Annotated in this window: 21 protein-coding genes; 18 read left to right on the top strand and 3 right to left on the bottom strand. The window is 54.1% G+C overall.

The annotated features are described in order from the left end of the window. Position 1: 1 nt before the first annotated feature. Positions 2-421, bottom strand: a complete 420-nt coding sequence (gene rbsD, locus URZ40_RS12105; RefSeq protein WP_116343673.1) for a D-ribose pyranase — start codon at positions 419-421, stop codon at positions 2-4. Positions 422-701: 280 nt separating this feature from the next. Then, on the bottom strand, positions 702-2,570 hold the full coding sequence (kup, locus tag URZ40_RS12100; RefSeq protein WP_116343672.1) for a low affinity potassium transporter Kup: 1,869 nt from the start codon (positions 2,568-2,570) through the stop codon (positions 702-704). Between the two features lie 221 nt (positions 2,571-2,791). Here kup and ravA point away from each other — a divergent pair, with 221 nt between their 5' ends. Then, positions 2,792-4,288, top strand: a complete 1,497-nt coding sequence (gene ravA, locus URZ40_RS12095) for an ATPase RavA (protein ID WP_116343671.1) — start codon at positions 2,792-2,794, stop codon at positions 4,286-4,288. Beyond that, positions 4,282-5,733 (top strand): ATPase RavA stimulator ViaA, encoded by a 1,452-nt coding sequence (gene viaA, locus URZ40_RS12090; RefSeq protein ID WP_116343670.1) that lies wholly within the window; start codon positions 4,282-4,284, stop codon positions 5,731-5,733. The genes ravA and viaA overlap by 7 nt, the downstream gene beginning before the upstream one ends. Here viaA and asnA read toward each other — a convergent pair whose 3' ends face one another. Further along, entirely contained in the window at positions 5,734-6,726 is a 993-nt protein-coding gene (gene asnA, locus URZ40_RS12085) for an aspartate--ammonia ligase (protein WP_116343669.1), read from the bottom strand. Between the two features lie 151 nt (positions 6,727-6,877). Here asnA and asnC point away from each other — a divergent pair, with 151 nt between their 5' ends. The 16 genes from asnC (at position 6,878) to pstS (ending at position 23,270) form a co-directional block, all read left to right on the top strand. Then, positions 6,878-7,336 carry a transcriptional regulator AsnC gene (asnC, locus tag URZ40_RS12080; RefSeq protein WP_008500198.1) on the top strand — a complete coding sequence of 153 codons (459 nt, stop codon included), beginning with the start codon at positions 6,878-6,880 and terminating at the stop codon, positions 7,334-7,336. Positions 7,337-7,426: 90 nt separating this feature from the next. Further along, positions 7,427-7,876, top strand: coding sequence for an FMN-binding protein MioC (gene mioC, locus URZ40_RS12075; protein ID WP_116343668.1), 450 nt, complete (start codon positions 7,427-7,429; stop codon positions 7,874-7,876). 374 nt (positions 7,877-8,250) lie between these two features. Beyond that, the gene (gene mnmG, locus URZ40_RS12070) at positions 8,251-10,140 is read left to right on the top strand and encodes a tRNA uridine-5-carboxymethylaminomethyl(34) synthesis enzyme MnmG (protein ID WP_032644275.1); all 1,890 of its coding nucleotides are present in this window, start codon (positions 8,251-8,253) and stop codon (positions 10,138-10,140) included. Between the two features lie 107 nt (positions 10,141-10,247). Further along, on the top strand, positions 10,248-10,871 hold the full coding sequence (rsmG, locus tag URZ40_RS12065; protein ID WP_316380845.1) for a 16S rRNA (guanine(527)-N(7))-methyltransferase RsmG: 624 nt from the start codon (positions 10,248-10,250) through the stop codon (positions 10,869-10,871). Between the two features lie 616 nt (positions 10,872-11,487). Beyond that, positions 11,488-11,868: a F0F1 ATP synthase subunit I gene (gene atpI / locus URZ40_RS12060; RefSeq protein WP_008500194.1), complete on the top strand. Its 381-nt coding sequence runs from the start codon at positions 11,488-11,490 to the stop codon at positions 11,866-11,868. 8 nt (positions 11,869-11,876) lie between these two features. After that, complete coding sequence (gene atpB, locus URZ40_RS12055) at positions 11,877-12,692, top strand: F0F1 ATP synthase subunit A (protein WP_014881883.1); 816 nt, start codon at positions 11,877-11,879, stop codon at positions 12,690-12,692. A 49-nt stretch (positions 12,693-12,741) separates the two neighbouring features. Next, positions 12,742-12,981, top strand: a complete 240-nt coding sequence (gene atpE / locus URZ40_RS12050) for a F0F1 ATP synthase subunit C (protein WP_000429386.1) — start codon at positions 12,742-12,744, stop codon at positions 12,979-12,981. 48 nt (positions 12,982-13,029) lie between these two features. Then, the gene (atpF, locus tag URZ40_RS12045) at positions 13,030-13,500 is read left to right on the top strand and encodes a F0F1 ATP synthase subunit B (RefSeq protein WP_003862370.1); all 471 of its coding nucleotides are present in this window, start codon (positions 13,030-13,032) and stop codon (positions 13,498-13,500) included. Positions 13,501-13,514: 14 nt separating this feature from the next. After that, complete coding sequence (gene atpH / locus URZ40_RS12040; protein WP_003862369.1) at positions 13,515-14,048, top strand: F0F1 ATP synthase subunit delta; 534 nt, start codon at positions 13,515-13,517, stop codon at positions 14,046-14,048. A 12-nt stretch (positions 14,049-14,060) separates the two neighbouring features. Then, entirely contained in the window at positions 14,061-15,602 is a 1,542-nt protein-coding gene (gene atpA, locus URZ40_RS12035; RefSeq protein WP_006808751.1) for a F0F1 ATP synthase subunit alpha, read from the top strand. Between the two features lie 51 nt (positions 15,603-15,653). After that, positions 15,654-16,517: a F0F1 ATP synthase subunit gamma gene (gene atpG / locus URZ40_RS12030; RefSeq protein ID WP_003862364.1), complete on the top strand. Its 864-nt coding sequence runs from the start codon at positions 15,654-15,656 to the stop codon at positions 16,515-16,517. A gap of 31 nt (positions 16,518-16,548) precedes the next feature. Beyond that, positions 16,549-17,931, top strand: coding sequence for a F0F1 ATP synthase subunit beta (gene atpD / locus URZ40_RS12025; protein ID WP_003862362.1), 1,383 nt, complete (start codon positions 16,549-16,551; stop codon positions 17,929-17,931). A gap of 20 nt (positions 17,932-17,951) precedes the next feature. Beyond that, on the top strand, positions 17,952-18,371 hold the full coding sequence (locus tag URZ40_RS12020; RefSeq protein ID WP_006177560.1) for a F0F1 ATP synthase subunit epsilon: 420 nt from the start codon (positions 17,952-17,954) through the stop codon (positions 18,369-18,371). A 138-nt stretch (positions 18,372-18,509) separates the two neighbouring features. Continuing rightward, a complete protein-coding gene (gene glmU / locus URZ40_RS12015; protein ID WP_316380812.1) occupies positions 18,510-19,880 on the top strand; it encodes a bifunctional UDP-N-acetylglucosamine diphosphorylase/glucosamine-1-phosphate N-acetyltransferase GlmU in 1,371 nt (456 codons plus the stop codon). Between the two features lie 241 nt (positions 19,881-20,121). Continuing rightward, the gene (gene glmS, locus URZ40_RS12010; protein WP_153657026.1) at positions 20,122-21,951 is read left to right on the top strand and encodes a glutamine--fructose-6-phosphate transaminase (isomerizing); all 1,830 of its coding nucleotides are present in this window, start codon (positions 20,122-20,124) and stop codon (positions 21,949-21,951) included. A gap of 278 nt (positions 21,952-22,229) precedes the next feature. After that, the gene (pstS, locus tag URZ40_RS12005) at positions 22,230-23,270 is read left to right on the top strand and encodes a phosphate ABC transporter substrate-binding protein PstS (protein WP_316380814.1); all 1,041 of its coding nucleotides are present in this window, start codon (positions 22,230-22,232) and stop codon (positions 23,268-23,270) included. Positions 23,271-23,377 lie beyond the last annotated feature (107 nt).

The following is a 23,377-nucleotide window of genomic DNA, read 5'->3' as shown; positions in this document are numbered from 1 at the left end:
CTCAGAAGGTGACGCCAGCACAGAGAATGATATTCGCATACGGGGAACACTCCCCGCTGCGAATCACCGCCTGACTGTCTGCGGTTTGTTGTTTGAACTGCTCGTGCGTTGTGTAACGAATTTCTATGGTGTTTCCCTGGTGTTGTTGCAGTTGCTCAATGTGGCTGAGCAACGTTTCGTGAAGTTGCGGATTATGTTGTTTGATTTCCGCCGCGAGAATGACCGCCTCAACCTGCATCTCCGTCGTCACGACTTCCAGTACCTGCATAAACGAGGGAACACCCTGCGTTAACGCCATATCAATACGGGTTGTGCTGCGCGGAACCGGTAAGCCTGCGTCGCAAACCACCAGCGTATCGGTATGCCCAAGACGGGAAATAACCGATGAGATTTCTGAGTTGAGAACCGTGCCTTTCTTCATTTTCTTGCTCCACTAGCGAAACGTTTCGCTAAAAAGAGTGTAGACGCAAGAGTGTTCAGAAAACCACCATGACGTAACGGAATTGTGATCAACGTCGAAACGTTTCGCTAAGTGAAATGTAGTGGAGGTAAATGCAAAACGGTAACCCCAGGGTTACCGTTTTTTATGTTTGCGCCCTCTTCCTCAAAGGAGAGGGGGTCGTCCATGCAAATATTATTTTGTGGGGATCCCTCAGCCCTGTGGGAGAGGTCGGGCTGAGGGCATCAGGCCGCACAAAGACTTAAATCTCGACCTGCGTTCCCAGCTCAATCACGCGGTTAGGCGGGATCTCAAACTGGTCAGGCGCACGCAGGGCGTTACGCTGCAGGATGAGGTACAGCTTGCCGCGCAGGCGCAGATACCACGGGCGCTTGCCGATAATCAGCGACTCGTGCGACATAAAGAACGACGTTTCCATCATCCGACAGCTCAACCCTTCCAGACCGCAGCGGTGGAACACCTCTTCCACGTTAGGCGTTTCGCGCCAGCCGTAGCTTGCCACCACGCGCCAGAAGGTCGGGGACAGCTGCTCAATCTGAACGCGACGCACGTTGTGAACGTACGGCGCATCTTCTGTACGTAGCGTCAGCAGGATCACGCGCTCGTGCAGAACCTTGTTGTGCTTGAGGTTATGCATTAGCGCGAACGGGATTACATTCAGGGCACGAGACATATAAACCGCGGTGCCCGGCACGCGAACCGGCGGTGATTTCTCCAGCGATGCGATCATCGCCTCAAGAGAATTGCCGTGCTCGTGCATGCGACGCAGCAGACGGAAGCGCTCGCTCTTCCACGTGGTCATGACAATGAACATCACCAGGCCCAGCGTCAGCGGCAGCCAGCCGCCGGAAACAATCTTGTCGAGGTTGGCAGAGAACAGCGGCACGTCGATACACAGGAAGCCCACCAGAATCATTGCTACAAGGAATTTATTCCAGTGCCAGTTTCGGTACGCCACCGTGGTGGAGAGAAGCGACGTCAGCACCATAGTACCTGTGACCGCAATACCGTAGGCCGCGGCCAGGTTACTGGAGTGCTCGAAGCTGACAATCACAATCACAACAGCAAAATAGAGCAGCCAGTTAACGAACGGGATGTAGATCTGGCCCGACTCCATTTCTGAAGTATGGATGATGCGCATTGGCGAGAGATAGCCCAGACGAACGGCCTGACGGGTCAAAGAGAACACCCCGGAAATCACCGCCTGAGAGGCAATAACGGTCGCCAGCGTGGCCAGAATGAGCATCGGCACCAGCGCCCAGTCAGGCGCCAGCAGGAAGAACGGGTTCTTAATCGCTTCCGGGTTCTTAAGCAGCAGCGCGCCCTGACCGAAGTAGTTCAGCACCAGCGAAGGGAGCACCACAATAAACCATGCCACGCGGATCGGCAGTTTTCCGAAGTGCCCCATGTCAGCATACAGCGCTTCCACACCGGTGATGGAGAGCACGACCGCCCCCAGCGCCACGAAGGAAACCACTTTGTATTCCAGGAAGAAATGCACCGCCCAGTAAGGGTTTAGCGCATGCAGCACGTCCGGATTCGCGATAATGCTGCGTAAGCCGAGCGCCGCCAGGATCACGAACCAGGCCAGCATAATCGGCGCAAACAGTTTGCCCACCAGCCCGGTACCGTGTTTCTGGATCATGAACAGCAGCGTCAGGACAATTATGGCCAGCGGAACCACCCATGAATCGAGCTGTGGCGCGATAATTTCCAGCCCCTCTATCGCCGAGAGCACTGAGATAGCCGGTGTTATCACCACTTCCCCATAGAAGAAGCTACCGCCAATCAGGCCGATAATCACCAGCACGGACGTCATTCTGGCCGAGGTATTGCGACCGGCAAGAGACATCAGGGTCAGGATCCCGCCTTCGCCCGCGTTATCTGCACGCATAACGAAGGAGAGATATTTAACGGAAACGACCAGGATCAGCAGCCAGAAGATGAGGGACAGGAAGCCAAACACGGCATCGCGCTCAACACCAAAGCCAAACTGGCCGGACAAACATTCACGAAGCGTATAAAGCGGGCTGGTGCCAATATCACCGTAGACAACCCCGATCGCCGCAAGCGTAATTGCGGGTAATGATTGCTTATTATCAGTGCTCATAGACTAGTCTTTTCGTTTAAATAACAAATGTGTTCCTGTCCCTTGGTCCACAAAAAGCGCACAGTATGCACGATTCATTGCAAAATCGTACCCCTAAATGCAACCGCATTAATGTAGCGCAAAGAAAATTGCGCCGCACTTCAGCCTATTACCAGCCCTGACTGAAACGTCTATACTCGCTTCAATTGGCCGCCACAACGGCGAAAGGATGCAAAACTATTATGGCTCACTCACATTTATTAGCAGAAAGAATTTCCCGCCTCAGCAGCGCGCTGGAGAAAGGCCTTTACGAGCGTAGCCACGCCATTCGCCTTTGCCTGCTGGCGGCGCTGAGCGGTGAAAGCGTGTTTCTGCTGGGTCCGCCGGGCATTGCTAAAAGTTTGATTGCACGCCGCCTGAAGTTCGCTTTTCAGAACGCCCGTGCATTTGAATATTTGATGACGCGCTTCTCCACCCCCGAAGAAGTTTTCGGCCCGCTTTCTATTCAGGCACTGAAGGACGAGGGGCGCTATGAGCGTCTGACGGCGGGCTATCTTCCGGAAGCGGAAATCGTCTTTCTCGATGAGATCTGGAAAGCCGGCCCGGCCATTCTGAACACCCTGCTGACGGCAATTAACGAACGTCGTTTCCGCAACGGGGCCAGTGAAGAGAAAATCCCCATGCGCCTGCTGGTGGCCGCGTCAAACGAACTTCCCGAAGCAGACAGCAGCCTGGAAGCGCTGTATGACCGTATGCTGATCCGCCTGTGGCTGGATAAAGTACAGGATAAATCAAACTTCCGCTCCATGCTGGTGAGCCAGCAGGATGAGAACGAAAACCCGGTGGCTGCGTCACTGCAGGTGACGGACGAGGAGTACCATCAGTGGCAGGAAGAGATCGGCAAAATAAAACTGCCCGATGCCGTTTTTGAGCTGATCTTCATGCTGCGCCAGCAGCTTGATTTACTGCCTTCCGCCCCGTATGTCTCTGACCGTCGCTGGAAAAAAGCGATCCGTCTCCTCCAGGCCAGCGCGCTGTTCAGTGGTCGCGACGCGGTCGCCCCTATCGATCTGATCCTGCTAAAAGACTGCCTCTGGCACGACGCAGAAGGCATGAACCTGATGCAGCAGCAGCTGGACGTTTTGATGACCGGACACGCCTGGGGGCAGCAGGCGATGCTCAACCAACTGGGGGCGATTGCCCAACGGCGCTTACAGCTCCAGCAGCAGCAAAGCGATAAAACCGCGCTTAAAGTGAATCGCCTGGGGGGCATGTTCGCCCGCAAACCGCATTACGAGCTACCCGCCGATCTGACCGGCACGACGCTGACATTGCTGCTCCAGCAGCCGCTCAAGCTGCATGATATGCAGGTAGTGCACATTACGATTGAGCGCGAGCCGCTGGCGCAGTGGCTGGATAAGGGCGGAGAGATCCGCGGTAAGCTCAACGGCATCGGTTTCGCGCAGCCGCTGAATATGGAAGTGGACAGCAGTCAGCACCTGGTGATCCGCGACGTGAGCCTTCAGGGATCGCGTCTTGCGCTTCCCGGCACCGCCTCTGACAGCGTGCCGGAAGAGATCAAACAGCAGCTGGAAGCGCTGGATACCGAATGGCACCAGCAGCACACCCGCTTCAGCGAGCAGCAAAAATGCCTCTTTATTCATAGCGACTGGTTAGGCCGCATTGAAGCCAGCCTGCAGGACGTCAGCGCGCAGATCAAACAGGCACGGCAATGCTAACGCTGGACACGCTCAACGTCATGCTGGCGGTCAGCGAGGAAGGGTTAATTGAGGAGGTGGTGATAACACTTCTGGCGTCCCCACAGCTGGCGGCGTTTTTTGAAAAATTCCCGAAGCTCAAAAAAGCAATGACGGACGATCTCCCGCGCTGGCGCGATAACCTGCGTCAGCGGTTTAAGGAGACGGAAGTCCCGCCAGAACTGACGGAGGAAGTCGCAGCCTATCAGCAGTGCCAGCGGCTATCGACGCCGCAGTTTATCGTCCAGATCCCGCAAACCCTGGCGCTGCTCGATAAAGTCCATTCTCCGTTTGCCAGCCAGGCCAGAACGCTGGTCACGGAAAACGCCACCATTACCCCGGCGCTGCACACGCTATTTTTACAGCGCTGGCGCCTGAGCCTGGTCGTCCAGGCCACCTCGCTGAACCAACAGCTGCTGGATGAAGAGCGCGAGCAGCTGCTCAGTGAAGTCCAGGAACGTATGACCCTGAGCGGTCAGCTCGAAGAGGTGCTGGTAGAAAATGAAAACGCCGCCGGTCGCCTCTGGGACATGAGCGCCGGGCAGCTGCGGCGCGGGGATTATCAGCTGATCGTGAAGTACGGCGACTTTTTAACCCAGCAGCCGGAGCTGATGAAACTCGCGGAACAGCTGGGTCGGTCCAGGGAGGCAAAGTCTGTCCCAAAGAAGGATGCCCCGATGGAAACCTTCCGCACCCTGGTACGCGAACCGGCCACCGTGCCGGAACAGGTCGACGGACTTCAGCAAAGCGACGACATCCTGCGCCTGCTGCCCACGGAGCTAAGCACGCTGGGAATGACCGAACTGGAGTATGAGTTTTACCGTCGGCTGGTGGAAAAACAGCTTCTCACCTATCGACTGCACGGCGAAGCCTGGCGCGAGAAGCTAAGCCAGCGCCCTGTCGTTCATCAGGATTTTGATGAACAGCCGCGCGGGCCGTTTATTGTTTGCGTGGATACGTCCGGCTCAATGGGCGGTTTTAACGAGCAGTGTGCGAAGGCGTTCTGTCTGGCGCTGATGCGCGTGGCGCTCGCCGATCGCCGTCGCTGCTTTATCATGCTCTTCTCCAGCGAAGTCGTGGGCTATGAGCTGACGAACCAGCAGGGCATCGAGCAGGCCATCCGCTTTTTAAGCCAGCGTTTTCGCGGCGGCACCGATCTGGCCAGCTGTTTTCGAAGCATTGTGGAGCGTATGCAGGGCGGCGACTGGTACGACGCTGACGCAGTAGTGATTTCAGATTTTATTGCCCAGCGGCTGCCGGATGATGTGGTAAATAAAGTGAAGGAGCTGCAGCGGGTGCATCAGCACCGTTTTCATGCGGTGGCGATGTCCGCCCATGGAAAGCCCGGCATCATGCGCATCTTCGATCATATCTGGCGCTTTGATACCGGGTTGCGGAGCCGCCTGCTCAGACGCTGGCGACGTTAATTAAAGAAGAGAACCGACGCTTTCACGAACCTGCTGCGGCCAGACTCCACACTGCACCTGACCGATATGGGACAGCTGCAGCAGCAGCATGGTCAGACGGGACTGGCCGATACCGCCACCAATCGTCTGAGGCATTTCGCCGCGCAGCAGCGCCTGGTGCCACTCGAGTTTGAGACGATCTTCATCACCGGTCACCGCCAGCTGGCGCTTCAGCGCGTCAGCATCCACGCGGATCCCCATAGAAGAGAGCTCAAACGCATCTTCCAGAACCGGGTTCCAGACCAGAATATCGCCGTTCAGACCGGCATATTCGCTTTCGGCCACGGTGCTCCAGTCATCATAATCCGGCGCACGAACGTCGTGACGCTTGCCATCAGACAGTTTACCGCCGATGCCAATCAGAAATACCGCGCCCAGCTCTTTGGCGATCGCCCGCTCGCGGCCTTTGGCATCCAGATCCGGAAAACGGCTCAGCAGTTCCTGGCTGTGGACAAAGTGGATCGTTTCCGGCAGGAACGGTGCCAGACCAAACTCTTTGCTCACGGCCGCTTCGGTCGCTTTGATCCCGGCGTAGATCGCCTCAACGGTCGATTTCAGCGTGCCGACGTGGCGTTCACCATCTCCCATTACGCGCTCCCAGTCCCACTGGTCAACGTAGACAGAGTGAATCGGGGAGAGACGGTCTTCATCGGGGCGAAGAGCTTTCATGTGCGTGTAAAGCCCTTCGCCCGCGCTGAAGTCGTGTTGTCCCAGGGTTTGACGCTTCCACTTCGCCAGTGAATGAACCACTTCGAACTGTGCGTCAGGCAATGTTTTCACTTTCACCTGTACCGCTTTTTCGCATCCAGACAGGTTATCCTGCGTCCCGTCACCCACGCGGCTCAGAATTGGCGCCTGAACTTCAATAAGACCAAGCTTCTCTTCCAGCTGGCGGGAAAAATGGGATTTTACGAAACTGATCTGGCGTTGTTTTGCGATGTAAGCGGTTTTCATTATTTATACTCCTGCGTCCTGTTGGTAATGATTAAGCAACAGAACCGGTACTTAATTCAATAACTCATCAACAAAAAGCCGCCTTCACTTTTGATTCGTTAAAATATGACGCTAGAATAGAGGTATTCATTAATCTTCATAAGAAAAAGCTATGGAAAATTATCAGATCGACAATCTGGACCGCGGCATTCTGGAGGCCTTAATGGCCAATGCCCGTACAGCCTACGCCGAACTGGCAAAACAGTTTGGCGTCAGCCCGGGAACCATTCACGTTCGCGTAGAGAAAATGAAGCAGGCAGGGATCATTACCGGCGCGCGCATTGACGTCAGCCCGAAGCAGCTGGGTTACGACGTCTGCTGCTTCATCGGCATTATTCTTAAAAGCGCAAAAGACTACCCCTCCGCGCTGGCGAAGCTTAACGCGCTCGATGAAGTCACCGAGGCGTACTACACCACCGGGCACTACAGCATCTTTATAAAGGTGATGTGCCGATCCATCGATGCTCTCCAGCAGGTACTTATCAACAAGATCCAAACAATCGATGAAATTCAGTCCACCGAGACACTGATCTCCCTGCAAAACCCGATCATGCGTACCATCCGCCCGTGATCGGGCAAATTCATTCCCACATTTTCCACAGGTAGATCCCAGCTCGTTCACAGCGTACAATGATCCCCTCTTTATCTGAGCGAGCGATCAATGGCGGACATTACCCTTATCAGCGGCAGCACCCTTGGCGGTGCGGAATATGTAGCGGAACACCTGGCTGAGAAGCTGGAAGATGCGGGCTTTTCCACGGAAACCCTGCATGGGCCGCTGCTTGAAGATCTCCCGAATGACGGGGTCTGGCTGCTGATCACCTCCACGCACGGCGCGGGCGATCTGCCGGATAACCTGCAACCTTTATATGACGAACTGCTTGAACAGCAGCCCGACCTGTCAAACGTCCGTTTTGGCGCGGTGGGGATCGGCAGTCGTGAATATGACACCTTCTGCGGGGCAATAGAGAAAGTCGAAGCCGCTGTTACCTCTTGTGGGGCAAAACAGCTGGGTGAAACGCTCAAGATCAACATCCTCGATCATGACATTCCGGAGGATCCGGCCGAGATCTGGCTCGCGGAATGGAAAAATTTACTCAAAAACGATTAAAGATCGCGCGAACAGATGTGGATAACTCTGGTTAAAAGCTCGTATTAACCCGTAGTTATCCAAATAACAACCGTGGCTTAGTTTTTAGCCTGTGTATAAACTCGCGATCTGATCCCAGCTTATACGGTCCAGGATCACCGATCATTCACAGCAAACGATCCTTCCTAACTGCATGATCTTATTTGCGGGATCGGACTTATCCACATGGGTCCGCGATCCTAATAAGAGATCACAATAGAACAGATCTCTAAATAAAAAGATCTTCTTTTTAATAGCCCAGGATCCCAATGCTTTCTCGAAAGACTAAAGTTGAGTAGAATCCACGGCCCGGGCTTCAATCCATTTTCATACCGCTTTACGCGAGGCAGACCACCATGTTTTATCAGGATCCTTTTGACGTCATCATCATTGGCGGGGGTCACGCAGGCACTGAGGCCGCAATGGCCGCAGCGCGTATGGGTCAGCAGACCCTGCTTTTGACACACAATATCGACACGCTGGGACAGATGTCCTGTAATCCGGCGATTGGCGGCATTGGGAAAGGACACCTGGTAAAAGAAGTGGATGCACTTGGCGGCCTGATGGCGAAAGCGATCGATCGGGCTGGCATCCAGTTTAGGATACTAAACGCAAGTAAAGGCCCCGCTGTTCGTGCCACCCGTGCACAGGCAGACCGCGTGCTTTACCGTCAGGCCGTACGCACCGCACTGGAGAACCAGCCGAACCTGATGATCTTCCAGCAGGCGGTAGAAGATCTTATCGTTGAAAACGATCGCGTTGTGGGCGCCGTGACCCAGATGGGCCTCAAGTTCCGTGCTAAAGCCGTAGTGCTGACAGTCGGGACATTCCTGGACGGCAAAATTCATATCGGTCTGGATAACTACAGCGGTGGCCGTGCCGGCGATCCGCCGTCTATTCCACTGTCTCGTCGTCTGCGTGAGCTGCCGCTGCGCGTTAGCCGCCTGAAAACCGGTACGCCGCCGCGTATTGATGCGCGGACCATTGATTTCAGCGTGCTGGCGCAACAGCACGGTGATAACCCGATGCCGGTCTTCTCGTTCATGGGCAACGCGGCGCAGCATCCGCAGCAGGTACCGTGCTACATCACGCATACCAACGAGAAAACCCACGACGTGATCCGCAATAACCTCGATCGCAGCCCCATGTACGCTGGCGTGATCGAAGGGATAGGCCCACGCTACTGCCCGTCGATCGAAGACAAAGTGATGCGCTTTGCCGATCGTAACCAGCACCAGATCTTCCTGGAGCCGGAAGGGCTGACCTCAAACGAAATTTACCCGAACGGCATCTCCACCAGCCTGCCGTTCGACGTGCAGATGCAGATTGTTCGCTCAATGCAGGGGATGGAGAATGCGAAAATCGTTCGCCCTGGCTACGCTATTGAGTACGATTTCTTCGACCCGCGTGACCTGAAGCCGACGCTGGAGAGCAAATTCATCCACGGTCTGTTCTTCGCGGGCCAGATTAACGGCACCACCGGCTACGAAGAAGCCGCAGCGCAGGGTTTGCTGGCCGGTCTGAATGCCGCTCGCTTCTCTGCCGAGAAAGAGGGATGGGCGCCGGCGCGTTCTCAGGCCTATCTGGGCGTGCTGGTTGACGATCTCTGCACCCTGGGCACCAAAGAACCGTACCGTATGTTTACCTCTCGCGCGGAATATCGTCTGATGCTGCGCGAGGACAACGCCGACCTGCGTCTGACCGAGATGGGCCGCGAGCTGGGTCTGGTGGATGACGAACGCTGGGCGCGCTTCAACGAGAAGCTGGAGCGCATTGAACAGGAACGCCAGCGCCTGAAAACCACGTGGGTAAATCCGCAGGCGGAAACTGCTGCCGAAGTGAACGCTCACTTAACTGCGCCACTCTCGCGGGAAGCCAGCGGCGAAGATCTGCTGCGTCGTCCGGAAGTGACCTATGAGAATCTGGTGAAACTCACCGCGTTCGCCCCGGGTCTTGAAGACGCGGAAGCCGCTGAACAGGTCGAAATACAGGTGAAGTACGAAGGTTACATCGCGCGTCAGCAGGATGAGATCGAAAAACAGCAGCGCAACGAAAACACGCTGCTTCCGGAAATGCTGGACTACCGTCAGGTGACGGGCCTGTCCAACGAAGTGATCGCTAAGCTGAACGATCACAAACCGGTATCGATTGGCCAGGCTTCACGGATCTCCGGCGTCACGCCTGCCGCGATTTCGATTCTGCTGGTGTGGCTGAAAAAGCAGGGTATGTTGCGCCGCAGCGCGTAATTGCAGTCGTTTTGGCGGGTGGCGCTTTGCTTACCCGCCCAACATCGTTCGTAGGCCCGGTAAGCGTTAGCGCCACCGGGCAAATTGTTTCTAAACAGGTATTCACCGTGCTCAATAAACTCTCTCGTCTGCTGGATCAGGCAGGTATTTCGCTCACCGATCACCAGAAAAACCAGCTGGTGGCGTATGTCGATACGCTGAACAAATGGAATAAAGCGTACAACCTGACGTCTGTTCGCGACCCCAACGAGATGCTGGTACGCCATATTCTCGACAGCATCGTGGTCGCGCCGTATCTGAAAGGTGAGCGTTTTATCGACGTGGGGACGGGGCCTGGTTTACCGGGCGTTCCGCTGTCGATTGTCCGACCTGAGAGCCATTTCACGCTGCTGGACAGCCTGGGCAAGCGCGTGCGCTTTTTACGTCAGGTCCAGCATGAACTTAAGCTGGATAACATCACGCCCGTACAGAGCAGGGTAGAGGAGTTCCCGGCGGAGCCGCCGTTTGACGGTGTTATCAGCCGCGCGTTTGCTTCGCTCAATGACATGGTGAGCTGGTGTAAGCATCTGCCGGCAGTCGATGGCCGTTTTTATGCGCTTAAAGGACAGCTGCCCGGTGATGAAATTGAACAGCTTCCGGACGGTTTTAGCGTTGAAACCATCGAGAAATTAAACGTTCCTCAGCTCGATGGTGAACGTCATCTGGTGATAATTAAGCCAAACAATTTTTAAAAAATTAATAAAAAATGTGGAATTTGTGCTGTTCTGAGCATGTTAAAAAACAGCACAACTACCCGGGATTTATCAGAGAGCGTTTAACCACTTTTTTACTATGGGTTTTCTTGCAGTTAACCTCGCGCTGATTATTCATCGTGAAGATAGTCAACTATGAAAATATCAGCCTGCTAAAAGTGGAAGACTGTAACCAGAACACAATGTTAAATATTTATTAAGAATGTCAATAAAAGGTTTTTATTGTGTACGGGGCTGTTTTGAAAATAGTTGCGATATTTTATCTTTAATTTCAGAAAGATAATTCTGGGCGAATTACGGCTTTGATAAATACAACCTTATCGCAAATGTGTGTTTTGTGATCTCGTGCACGCTTTGTAGTCAACGTTTTCGCGCTGTTTGCAGTTTTGCTCGAAGGTCGATGCTTTCTACGAAAGTTAAAAAATAGCGGTGGGGAAAAATATTTAAACATTTATTCACCTTTTCGCTACTTAATGTTTGAAATCACGGGTACGCACCGTATAATTTGTCCGCTTTTTGATGCTTGACTCTGAGCCTTAAAGGACGTTTTATACGACACGCGGCATACCTCGAAGGGAGCAGGAGTAAAAACGTGATGTCTGTGTCGCTCTTGAGTAGAAACGTTGCTCGTAAGCTTCTGTTCATTCAGTTTCTGGCTGTGATAGCAAGTGGACTGCTGTTTAGCCTCAAAGACCCCTTCTGGGGCATCTCCGCCGTGTGCGGGGGTTTGGCGGTCGTGCTGCCAAACGTGTTGTTTATGATTTTTGCCTGGCGTCATCAGGCGCATACACCCGCCAAAGGCCGCGTGGCCTGGTCCTTCGCCCTCGGCGAAGTGTGTAAGGTGTTGCTGACCTTTGCTCTACTGGTGATGGCGCTGGCGGTTTTGAAAGTGGTATTCATGCCGCTGATAGCAACGTGGGTTTTGGTGCTGGTGGTACAAGTTCTGGCTCCAGCTGTAATCAATAACAAAGGGTAAAAGGCATCATGGCTTCAGAAAATATGACGCCGCAGGATTACATAGGTCACCATCTGAATAACCTTCAGCTGGACCTGCGTACATTCTCGCTGGTGGATCCACATAACCCCCCGGCCACCTTCTGGACGATCAACATCGACTCCATGTTCTTCTCGGTGGTTTTGGGTCTTCTGTTCCTGGCCATGTTCCGCAGCGTTGCTAAAAAAGCGACCAGCGGTGTTCCAGGGAAATTCCAGACGTTCGTTGAGATGATCATCGGCTTCGTCCATGGCAGCGTGAAAGATATGTACCATGGTAAGAGCAAGCTGATTGCTCCGCTGGCCCTGACCGTGTTCGTTTGGGTCTTCCTGATGAACCTGATGGACCTGCTGCCAATTGACCTGCTGCCGTTCATCGGCGAGCACATCTTCGGCCTGCCTGCGCTGCGTGTGGTACCGTCCGCGGACGTGAACATCACCCTGTCGATGGCGCTGGGCGTGTTTATCCTGATTCTTTTCTACAGCATCAAAATGAAAGGCGTAAGCGGCTTTGTGAAAGAGCTTACCTTGCAGCCGTTCAACCACTGGGCGTTTATTCCGGTCAACCTGATCCTGGAAGGCGTTAGCCTGCTGTCCAAACCTGTTTCACTGGGTCTGCGACTGTTCGGCAACATGTATGCGGGTGAGCTGATTTTCATTCTGATCGCGGGTCTTCTGCCGTGGTGGTCACAGTGGATTCTTAATGTGCCGTGGGCCATTTTCCACATCCTGATCATTACGCTGCAAGCCTTTATCTTCATGGTTCTGACGATCGTCTATCTGTCGATGGCGTCTGAAGAGCACTGATTTTTTACCAACACTACTACGTTTTAATTGAAACAAACTGGAGACTGTCATGGAAAACCTGAATATGGATCTGCTGTACATGGCTGCCGCTGTGATGATGGGTCTGGCGGCTATCGGTGCTGCGATCGGTATCGGCATCCTCGGAGGTAAATTCCTGGAAGGCGCAGCGCGTCAACCTGATCTGATTCCTCTGCTGCGTACTCAGTTCTTTATCGTTATGGGTCTGGTGGATGCAATCCCAATGATCGCTGTAGGTCTGGGTCTGTACGTGATGTTTGCTGTCGCGTAGTAGTTGTTTTAAAACCCCAAGCCACAGAAATTTAAGAGGTATTGTGCTGTGAACATGAACGCAACAATCCTCGGCCAGGCCATCGCGTTTATTCTCTTTGTCTGGTTCTGCATGAAGTATGTATGGCCGCCTTTAATGGCTGCCATCGAAAAACGTCAGAAAGAAATTGCTGACGGTCTGGCTTCCGCAGAACGCGCTAAGAAAGATTTGGACCTTGCACAGGCCAACGCGACAGACCAGCTGAAAAAAGCGAAAGCTGAAGCTCAGGTAATCATTGAACAGGCTAACAAACGCCGTTCTCAGATCCTGGACGAAGCCAAAGCTGAAGCAGAACAGGAACGTACTAAGATCGTGACACAGGCTCAGGCTGAAATTGAAGCTGAGCGTAAACGTGCTCGTGAAGAACTGCGTAAGCAGGTTGCGATTCTGGCTGTTGCTGGCGCCGAGAAGATCATCGAACGTTCCGTGGATGAAGCTGCTAACAGCGACATCGTGGACAAACTTGTCGCTGAACTGTAAGGAGGGAGGGGCTGATGTCTGAATTTGTTACGGTAGCTCGCCCCTACGCCAAAGCAGCTTTTGACTTTGCTGTCGAACACCAAAATGTCGATCGCTGGCAGAATATGCTGGCGTTTGCCGCTGAGGTGACGAAAAACGAACAAATGGCCGAGTTGCTTTCCGGTGCGTTAGCACCTGAAACCCTCGCCGCGTCGTTTATCGCCGTGTGCGGAGAGCAACTGGATGCCAACGGCCAGAACCTGATTAAGGTGATGGCAGAAAATGGTCGTCTCCGTGTGCTCCCGGATGTTCTCGAGCAGTTTGAGCACTTACGTGCCCTTAGTGAAGCTACTGCAGAAGTCGAAGTGACTTCCGCGACTGAACTGAGTGACGAACAGCTTGCGAAAATTACCGCCGCGATGGAAAAACGTCTGTCACGCAAAGTTAAGCTGAATTGCAAAATCGATAAGTCTGTAATGGCAGGCGTAATCATCCGCTCGGGTGATATGGTCATTGATGGCAGCGTACGCGGCCGTCTTGAGCGCCTTGCAGACGTCTTGCAGTCTTAAGGGGACTGGAGCATGCAACTGAATTCCACCGAAATCAGCGAACTGATCAAGCAGCGCATTGCTCAGTTCAGTGTTGTGAGTGAAGCTCACAACGAAGGTACTATTGTTTCTGTAAGTGACGGTGTTATCCGCATCCACGGCCTGGCCGATTGTATGCAGGGTGAGATGATTTCCCTGCCGGGTAACCGTTACGCTATCGCACTGAACCTGGAGCGCGACTCCGTAGGTGCAGTTGTGATGGGTCCATACGCTGACCTCGCCGAAGGCATGAAGGTTAAGTGTACTGGCCGTATTCTGGAAGTGCCGGTTGGCCGTGGCCTGCTGGGTCGCGTTGTTAACACCCTGGGTGCGCCAATCGACGGTAAAGGTCCGGTTGAGCACGATGGCTTCTCCCCAATCGAAGTTATCGCACCGGGCGTTATCGACCGTCAGTCCGTTGATCAGCCAGTGCAGACTGGTTATAAGTCCGTTGACGCCATGATCCCAATCGGTCGTGGTCAGCGTGAACTGATCATCGGTGACCGTCAGACCGGTAAAACCGCGATGGCAATCGACGCCATTATCAACCAGCGTGACTCCGGCATCAAATGTGTGTACGTGGCTATCGGCCAGAAAGCGTCCACCATTTCTAACGTGGTTCGTAAACTGGAAGAGCACGGCGCGCTGTCTAACACCATCGTTGTTGTGGCTACCGCTTCTGAATCTGCTGCACTGCAATACCTGGCGCCATACGCTGGTTGCGCAATGGGCGAATACTTCCGTGACCGCGGTGAAGATGCGCTGATCGTATACGATGACCTGTCTAAACAGGCTGTTGCTTATCGTCAGGTTTCCCTGCTGCTCCGTCGTCCACCAGGACGTGAAGCATTCCCGGGCGACGTATTCTACCTCCACTCTCGTCTGCTGGAGCGTGCTTCCCGCGTTAACGCGGAATACGTCGAGAACTTCACCAAAGGTGAAGTGAAGGGTAAAACAGGTTCTCTGACCGCTCTGCCGATCATTGAAACCCAGGCGGGTGACGTTTCTGCGTTCGTTCCGACCAACGTAATCTCCATTACCGATGGTCAGATCTTCCTGGAAACCAACCTGTTTAACTCCGGTATTCGTCCGGCGGTTAACCCGGGTATCTCCGTATCCCGTGTGGGTGGTGCTGCTCAGACCAAGATCATCAAGAAACTGTCCGGTGGTATCCGTACCGCGCTGGCACAGTATCGTGAACTGGCTGCGTTCTCTCAGTTCGCATCCGATCTGGACGAAGCAACCCGTAAACAGCTGAGCCACGGTCAGAAAGTGACCGAGCTGCTGAAGCAGAAACAGTACGCTCCAATGTCTGTTGCTCAGCAGGGCTTGGTACTGTTCGCGGCTGAACGCGGTTACCTCGAAGATGTGGAACTGGCGAAAATCGGTAGCTTCGAAGCCGCTCTGCTGGCTTACGTCGACCGTGATCACGCTCCGCTGATGCAAGAGATCAACCAGACCGGTGGCTATAACGACGAAATCGAAGGCAAGCTGAAAGCTATCCTCGATTCCTTCAAAGCAACCCAATCCTGGTAATCGTCCGGCGGCTTGTCTCAGGGCAAGCCGCCTGGCATTGAGGAGAAGCTCATGGCCGGCGCAAAAGAGATACGTAGTAAGATCGCAAGCGTCCAGAACACGCAAAAGATCACTAAAGCGATGGAGATGGTCGCCGCTTCCAAAATGCGTAAATCGCAGGATCGCATGGCGGCCAGCCGTCCTTATGCAGAGACCATGCGCAAAGTGATTGGTCACCTTGCAAACGGTAATCTGGAATATAAGCACCCTTACCTGGAAGAACGCGACGTTAAGCGCGTGGGCTACCTGGTGGTGTCGACTGACCGTGGTCTGTGTGGCGGCTTGAACATTAACCTGTTCAAAAAACTGCTGGCGGATATGAAAGGCTGGTCTGATAAAGGCGTTCAGTGCGATCTGGCACTGATTGGCTCTAAAGGCGTCTCTTTCTTTAACTCCGTTGGTGGCAACATTGTCGCTCAGGTGACCGGTATGGGTGATAACCCGTCCCTGTCTGAACTGATCGGCCCGGTTAAAGTGATGTTGCAGGCCTACGATGAAGGCCGCCTGGACAGACTGTACGTTGTCAGCAACAAATTCATTAACACCATGTCTCAGGTTCCAACGCTCACTCAGATGCTGCCGTTACCGGCATCAGAAGATGACGAGCTGAAGCAGAAAGCCTGGGATTACCTGTATGAACCCGATCCGAAACCGCTGCTGGATACCCTGCTGCGTCGTTACGTTGAATCTCAGGTTTATCAGGGCGTTGTAGAAAACCTGGCCAGCGAGCAGGCCGCACGAATGGTGGCGATGAAAGCCGCGACCGATAATGGCGGCAGCCTGATTAAAGAGCTGCAGTTGGTTTACAACAAAGCTCGTCAGGCCAGCATTACTCAGGAACTCACCGAGATCGTCTCGGGGGCCGCCGCGGTTTAACCAGGTTTACGAATTACGTAGAGGATTCAAGATGGCTACTGGAAAGATTGTCCAGGTAATCGGCGCCGTGGTGGACGTCGAGTTCCCTCAGGACGCCGTACCACGCGTGTACGACGCGCTTGAGGTACAGAATGGTAACGAGAGCCTGGTGCTGGAAGTTCAGCAGCAGCTCGGCGGCGGTATCGTGCGTACCATCGCGATGGGTTCTTCCGACGGTCTGCGTCGTGGTCTGGAAGTTAAAGACCTTGAGCACCCGATCGAAGTCCCGGTAGGTAAAGCAACACTGGGTCGTATCATGAACGTATTGGGTCAGCCAATCGACATGAAGGGCGACATCGGTGAAGAAGAGCGTTGGGCTATCCACCGCGCGGCACCTTCCTACGAAGAGCTGTCCAGCTCTCAGGAACTGCTGGAAACCGGTATCAAAGTTATCGACCTGATGTGTCCGTTTGCGAAGGGCGGTAAAGTTGGTCTGTTCGGTGGTGCGGGTGTAGGTAAAACCGTAAACATGATGGAGCTGATCCGTAACATCGCGATCGAGCACTCCGGTTACTCCGTGTTTGCGGGTGTAGGTGAACGTACTCGTGAGGGTAACGACTTCTACCACGAAATGACCGACTCCAACGTTCTGGACAAAGTATCCCTGGTTTACGGCCAGATGAACGAGCCACCAGGAAACCGTCTGCGCGTTGCGCTGACTGGCCTGACGATGGCTGAGAAATTCCGTGACGAAGGCCGTGACGTTCTGCTGTTCGTTGATAACATCTATCGTTACACCCTGGCCGGTACGGAAGTATCTGCACTGCTGGGTCGTATGCCTTCAGCGGTAGGCTACCAGCCGACCCTGGCGGAAGAGATGGGTGTTCTTCAGGAACGTATCACCTCTACCAAAACCGGTTCTATCACCTCCGTTCAGGCGGTATACGTACCTGCGGATGACTTGACTGACCCATCTCCAGCAACCACCTTTGCGCACTTAGACGCAACCGTGGTACTGAGCCGTCAGATCGCGTCTCTGGGTATCTACCCGGCCGTTGACCCGCTGGACTCCACCAGCCGTCAGCTGGATCCACTGGTTGTTGGTCAGGAACACTACGACACCGCGCGTGGCGTACAGTCCCTGCTGCAGCGTTACCAGGAACTGAAAGACATCATCGCCATCCTGGGTATGGATGAACTGTCTGAAGAAGACAAACTGGTGGTAGCACGTGCGCGTAAGATCCAGCGCTTCCTGTCCCAGCCGTTCTTCGTTGCGGAAGTATTCACCGGTTCTCCGGGTAAATACGTTTCCCTGAAAGACACCATCCGTGGCTTTAAAGGCATCATGGAAGGCGAATACGATCACCTGCCAGAGCAGGCGTTCTACATGGTTGGTTCCATCGAAGAAGCCGTGGAAAAAGCCAAAAAACTTTAACGCCTTAATCGGAGGGTGATATGGCAATGACTTACCACCTGGACGTCGTCAGCGCAGAGCAACAAATGTTCTCTGGTCTGGTCGAGAAAATCCAGGTAACGGGTAGTGAAGGTGAACTGGGTATTTTCCCGGGTCACGCACCGCTGCTCACCGCCATTAAGCCTGGTATGATCCGCATCGTTAAACAGTTCGGTCACGAAGAGTTTATCTATCTGTCCGGCGGCATTCTTGAAGTGCAGCCTGGCAGTGTGACCGTTCTGGCCGATACCGCTATTCGTGGCCAGGATCTCGACGAAGCGCGAGCCCTGGAATCGAAGCGTAAGGCTGAAGAGCACATTAGCAGCTCTCATGGTGACGTGGATTACGCTCAGGCGTCTGCGGAGCTGGCCAAAGCGATCGCGAAACTGCGCGTTATCGAGTTGACCAAAAAAGCGATGTAACACCGGCTTGAAAAGCACAAAAGCCAGTCTGGATACCAGGCTGGCTTTTTTTTTGATCCTTAATTCATGATGTAAAAGATGTAGAATTTTAGGCATCAAACGTTTTTACTTCTCTCTCAAACTACCGTCAGGATGCGTATGTCAAACAGTGCGATGAGCGTGGTGATCCTTGCCGCAGGCAAAGGTACCCGCATGTATTCCGATCTGCCTAAGGTGCTCCACACGCTGGCAGGAAAGCCAATGGTGAAGCATGTCATTGATGCAGCGAATGAACTGGGCGCCCGTCAGGTCCACCTTGTCTACGGCCACGGTGGCGATCTGCTTAAAAAGACGCTGGGCGATGACAAGCTCAACTGGGTGCTTCAGGCCGAACAGCTGGGCACAGGCCATGCGATGCAGCAGGCCGCCCCTTTCTTTGCGGATGACGAAGACATCCTGATGCTCTACGGCGATGTTCCGCTGATCTCCGTTGAAACGCTGACTCGCCTGCGTGCTGCCAAACCACAGGGCGGCATTGGTTTGTTGACCGTCGTGCTGGACGATCCAAGCGGTTATGGCCGTATCACCCGTGAAAACGGCAACGTCACGGGTATTGTTGAGCATAAAGATGCCAGCGACGAACAGCGTCAGATTCAGGAGATCAACACCGGTATCCTGATTGCCAATGGCGCGGACATGAAGCGCTGGCTATCGCAGCTCAACAACAACAACGCGCAGGGTGAGTACTACATCACCGACATCATTGCGATGGCGTACCAGGAAGGACGTGAGATTGCGGCGGTTCATCCGGCGCGTATTAGCGAAACCGAAGGGGTGAATAACCGTCTTCAGCTTTCCCGCCTGGAGCGCGTGTATCAGTCAGAACAGGCCGAAAAACTGCTGCTGGCGGGCGTGATGCTGCGCGATCCGGCGCGTTTCGATCTGCGCGGCACCGTGTCTCACGGGCGCGACGTTGAGATCGATACTAACGTTATCCTTGAAGGCAACGTTACGCTGGGTAACCGCGTCAAAATTGGCGCCGGCTGCGTGATTAAAAACAGCGTCATCGGTGACGACTGCGAAATCAGCCCGTACAGCGTGGTGGAAGATGCCCGTCTGGATGCCGCCTGTACCATCGGCCCGTTTGCGCGTCTGCGCCCGGGTGCTGAGCTGCTGGAAGGCGCGCACGTGGGCAACTTCGTGGAAATGAAAAAAGCGCGTCTGGGTAAAGGCTCGAAAGCCGGTCATCTGACCTATCTGGGCGATGCGGAAATTGGCGACAACGTGAACATTGGCGCAGGCACCATTACCTGCAACTATGACGGTGCCAACAAGTTTAAAACCATCATCGGTGATGATGTGTTTGTCGGTTCCGATACACAGCTGGTGGCACCGGTTACCGTGGGTAACGGGGTAACGATTGCAGCCGGAACAACCGTTACGCGCGATATCGCCGATAACGAGCTGGTATTAAGCCGTGTGCCGCAGGTACACAAGCAGGGCTGGAAACGCCCGGTGAAGAAGAAGTAACAACAATATACGCCCCTCACCCTGACCCTCTCCCCATAGGGGAGAGGGGAATTGAACGGTGCGGTGTTTTTCTCCCTCGCCCCTTTGGGGAGAGGGCCGGGGTGAGGGGATAACATAATCCTCCCCCCACAGGTAGTACCCATAAAAATAACCCCACTCTCTACAAGGCTCGGGGCGCCCGGAAGGGAAAATACAGGTCAGCGACAACGCAGGCATAATGCCTAAATTCGGAATCTAAAATATGTGTGGAATTGTTGGCGCAGTTGCGCAGCGTGATATTGCTGAAATCCTTCTCGAAGGTTTACGTCGTCTGGAATACCGTGGTTACGACTCTGCCGGTCTGGCTGTCGTGGATGCAGAAGGGCACATGACCCGCCTGCGTCGCCTCGGTAAAGTGCAGATGCTGGCTCAGGCCGCGGAAGAACATCCGCTGCACGGTGGTACCGGTATCGCGCACACCCGTTGGGCGACGCACGGCGAACCGTCTGAAGGTAACGCGCACCCGCATGTGTCTGAACACATTGTGGTGGTGCACAACGGCATTATCGAAAACCACGAACCGCTGCGCGAAGAACTGAAAGCGCGCGGCTATACCTTCGTCTCTGAAACTGACACCGAAGTGATTGCTCACCTGGTGCACTGGGAGCTGGCACAGGGCGGTACGCTGCGTGATGCGGTGCTGCGCGCTATCCCTCAGCTGCGCGGTGCGTACGGTACGGTGATCATGGACTCACGCGATCCATCCACGCTGCTGGCAGCGCGTTCCGGTAGCCCGATGGTTATCGGTCTGGGCATGGGTGAAAACTTTATCGCCTCCGATCAGCTGGCACTCCTGCCGGTCACCCGTCGCTTTATCTTCCTGGAAGAGGGGGATATCGCGGAAGTGACTCGCCGCAGCGTGACCGTCTTCGACACCAAAGGCGAGCAGGTGAAGCGCCAGGAGATCGAATCGAATCTGCAGTACGACGCGGGCGACAAAGGCGCTTACCGTCACTACATGCAGAAAGAGATCTACGAGCAGCCAAACGCCATCAAAAACACCCTGACCGGGCGCATCAGCCACGGTGAAGTTGATCTGAGCGAGCTGGGGGCAAACGCGAACGAACTGCTCGGCAAGGTCGAGCATATTCAGATCGTGGCCTGCGGCACCTCCTACAACTCCGGTATGGTCTCTCGCTACTGGTTTGAATCCCTGGCGGGCGTGCCGTGCGACGTGGAAATCGCGTCTGAGTTCCGCTATCGCAAGTCTGCGGTGCGTCGCAACAGCCTGATGATCACACTTTCTCAGTCCGGCGAAACGGCGGATACGCTGGCGGCGCTGCGTCTGTCTAAAGAACTGGGTTACCTGGGCTCGCTGGCCATCTGTAACGTCCCAGGCTCATCCCTGGTGCGTGAATCCGATCTGGCGCTGATGACGAAAGCGGGCACCGAAATCGGCGTAGCTTCCACCAAAGCGTTTACCACTCAGCTGACCGTTCTGCTGATGCTGGTGGCGAAGCTGGCGCGTCTGAAAGGCGAAGATGCTTCCGTTGAGCATGACATTGTTCACGGCCTGCAGGCGCTGCCGAGCCGTATTGAGCAGATGCTGTCTCAGGACAAACGCATTGAAGCGCTGGCGGAAGATTTCTCTGACAAACATCACGCTCTGTTCCTGGGGCGTGGCGATCAGTATCCAATTGCGCTGGAAGGCGCGCTGAAGCTGAAAGAGATCTCCTACATCCACGCAGAAGCCTACGCGGCAGGCGAGCTGAAACACGGCCCGCTGGCGCTGATTGACGCAGATATGCCGGTCATCGTTGTGGCACCGAACAACGAACTGCTGGAAAAACTGAAGTCTAACATCGAAGAAGTTCGCGCCCGCGGCGGCGTTCTGTACGTCTTCGCCGACAAAGATGCCGGTTTTGTCAGCAACGACAACATGCACATCATTGAGATGCCGCACGTGGAAGAGGTGATTGCACCGATCTTCTACACCGTTCCGCTGCAGCTGCTGGCCTATCACGTGGCGCTGATCAAAGGCACCGACGTTGACCAGCCGCGTAACCTGGCGAAATCCGTTACCGTAGAATAATCCTTCCAGGCTCCACCATCAGGTGGAGCCTTTTTTAATGACAATCTGTCATTTTCAGCTATTTTTTCAGTGTCACATAAAGAAAATATTACTGAAACCCTGCTGTCATGTTTCAACTTAAATCATTGATAAATATATATAGTTTTCTTTTTCTTTAAGTGAAATTTTCATTGTCATAAAACTGTCATAATTCGTACATTTATCTGTCACCTGTTTGTCCTATTTTGCTCATCGTAGCCACTTAAACAATGATTTACGAAATCCTTGCAGGAGACATTATGAAAGTTATGCGTACCACTGTCGCAACTGTTGTCGCCGCGACCTTATCTCTGAGCGCTTTCTCTGCTTTTGCAGCGGCAAGCCTGACTGGCGCTGGTGCAACCTTCCCTGCGCCGGTGTATGCCAAATGGGCGGATACCTACCAGAAGGAAACCGGTAATAAGGTTAACTATCAGGGTATCGGCTCCTCCGGTGGCGTAAAACAAATTACCGCGAATACCGTTGATTTCGGCGCATCAGACGCTCCGCTGTCTGACGAGAAACTGAATCAGGAAGGCCTGTTCCAGTTCCCAACCGTGATCGGTGGTGTTGTGCTGGCCGTTAACATCCCTGGCCTGAAATCAGGCGAGCTGGTGCTGGACGGCAAAACCCTGGGCGATATCTACCTGGGTAAAATTAAAAAATGGGATGACGAAGCGATCGTTAAACTCAACCCAGGCCTGAAGCTGCCTTCGCAGAATATCGCCGTGGTTCGCCGCGCGGATGGTTCCGGTACCTCTTTCGTCTTCACAAGCTACCTGGCGAAAGTGAACGAAGAGTGGAAATCTAAAGTCGGTTCCGGCTCTACCGTTAACTGGCCAACCGGTCTGGGCGGAAAAGGTAACGACGGTATCGCCGCGTTCGTACAGCGTCTGCCTGGCTCTATCGGCTACGTAGAGTACGCCTACGCTAAGCAGAACAACCTGGCTTACACCAAACTGGTTTCTGCTGACGGCAAACCGGTAAGCCCGACCGAAGAGAACTTCGCTAACGCCGCGAAAGGCGCTGACTGGAGCAAATCCTTTGCGCAGGATCTGACTAACCAGAAAGGCGAAGGCGCGTGGCCAATCACCTCCACGACCTTCATCCTGGTTCACAAAGAGCAGAAGAAACCTGAGCAGGGCGCTGAGGTGCTGAAGTTCTTCGACTGGGCATACAAAAACGGCGGCAAGCAGGCTAACGATCTGGATTACGCCAGCCTGCCGGACAGCGTGGTTGAGCAGGTCCGTGCTGCATGGAAAACCAACGTGAAAGACAGCAGCGGTAAAGCGCTGTACTAACAAGATATTTTTGACGAAGATGGCGGGTGGCGCTCACGCTTACCCGCCCTACGGTTCATCCTGTAGGCCCGGTAAGCGCCAGCGCCACCGGGCATATTCGTAAGACG

The sequence above is a fragment of the Enterobacter sp. 296B2 genome (assembly GCF_034106185.1).
GTDB classification, from domain to species: Bacteria; Pseudomonadota; Gammaproteobacteria; order Enterobacterales; family Enterobacteriaceae; genus Enterobacter; species Enterobacter cloacae_N.
The sequence above is the reverse complement of the archived record's forward strand: the minus strand, read 5'-3'. Positions and strand labels throughout refer to the sequence as shown.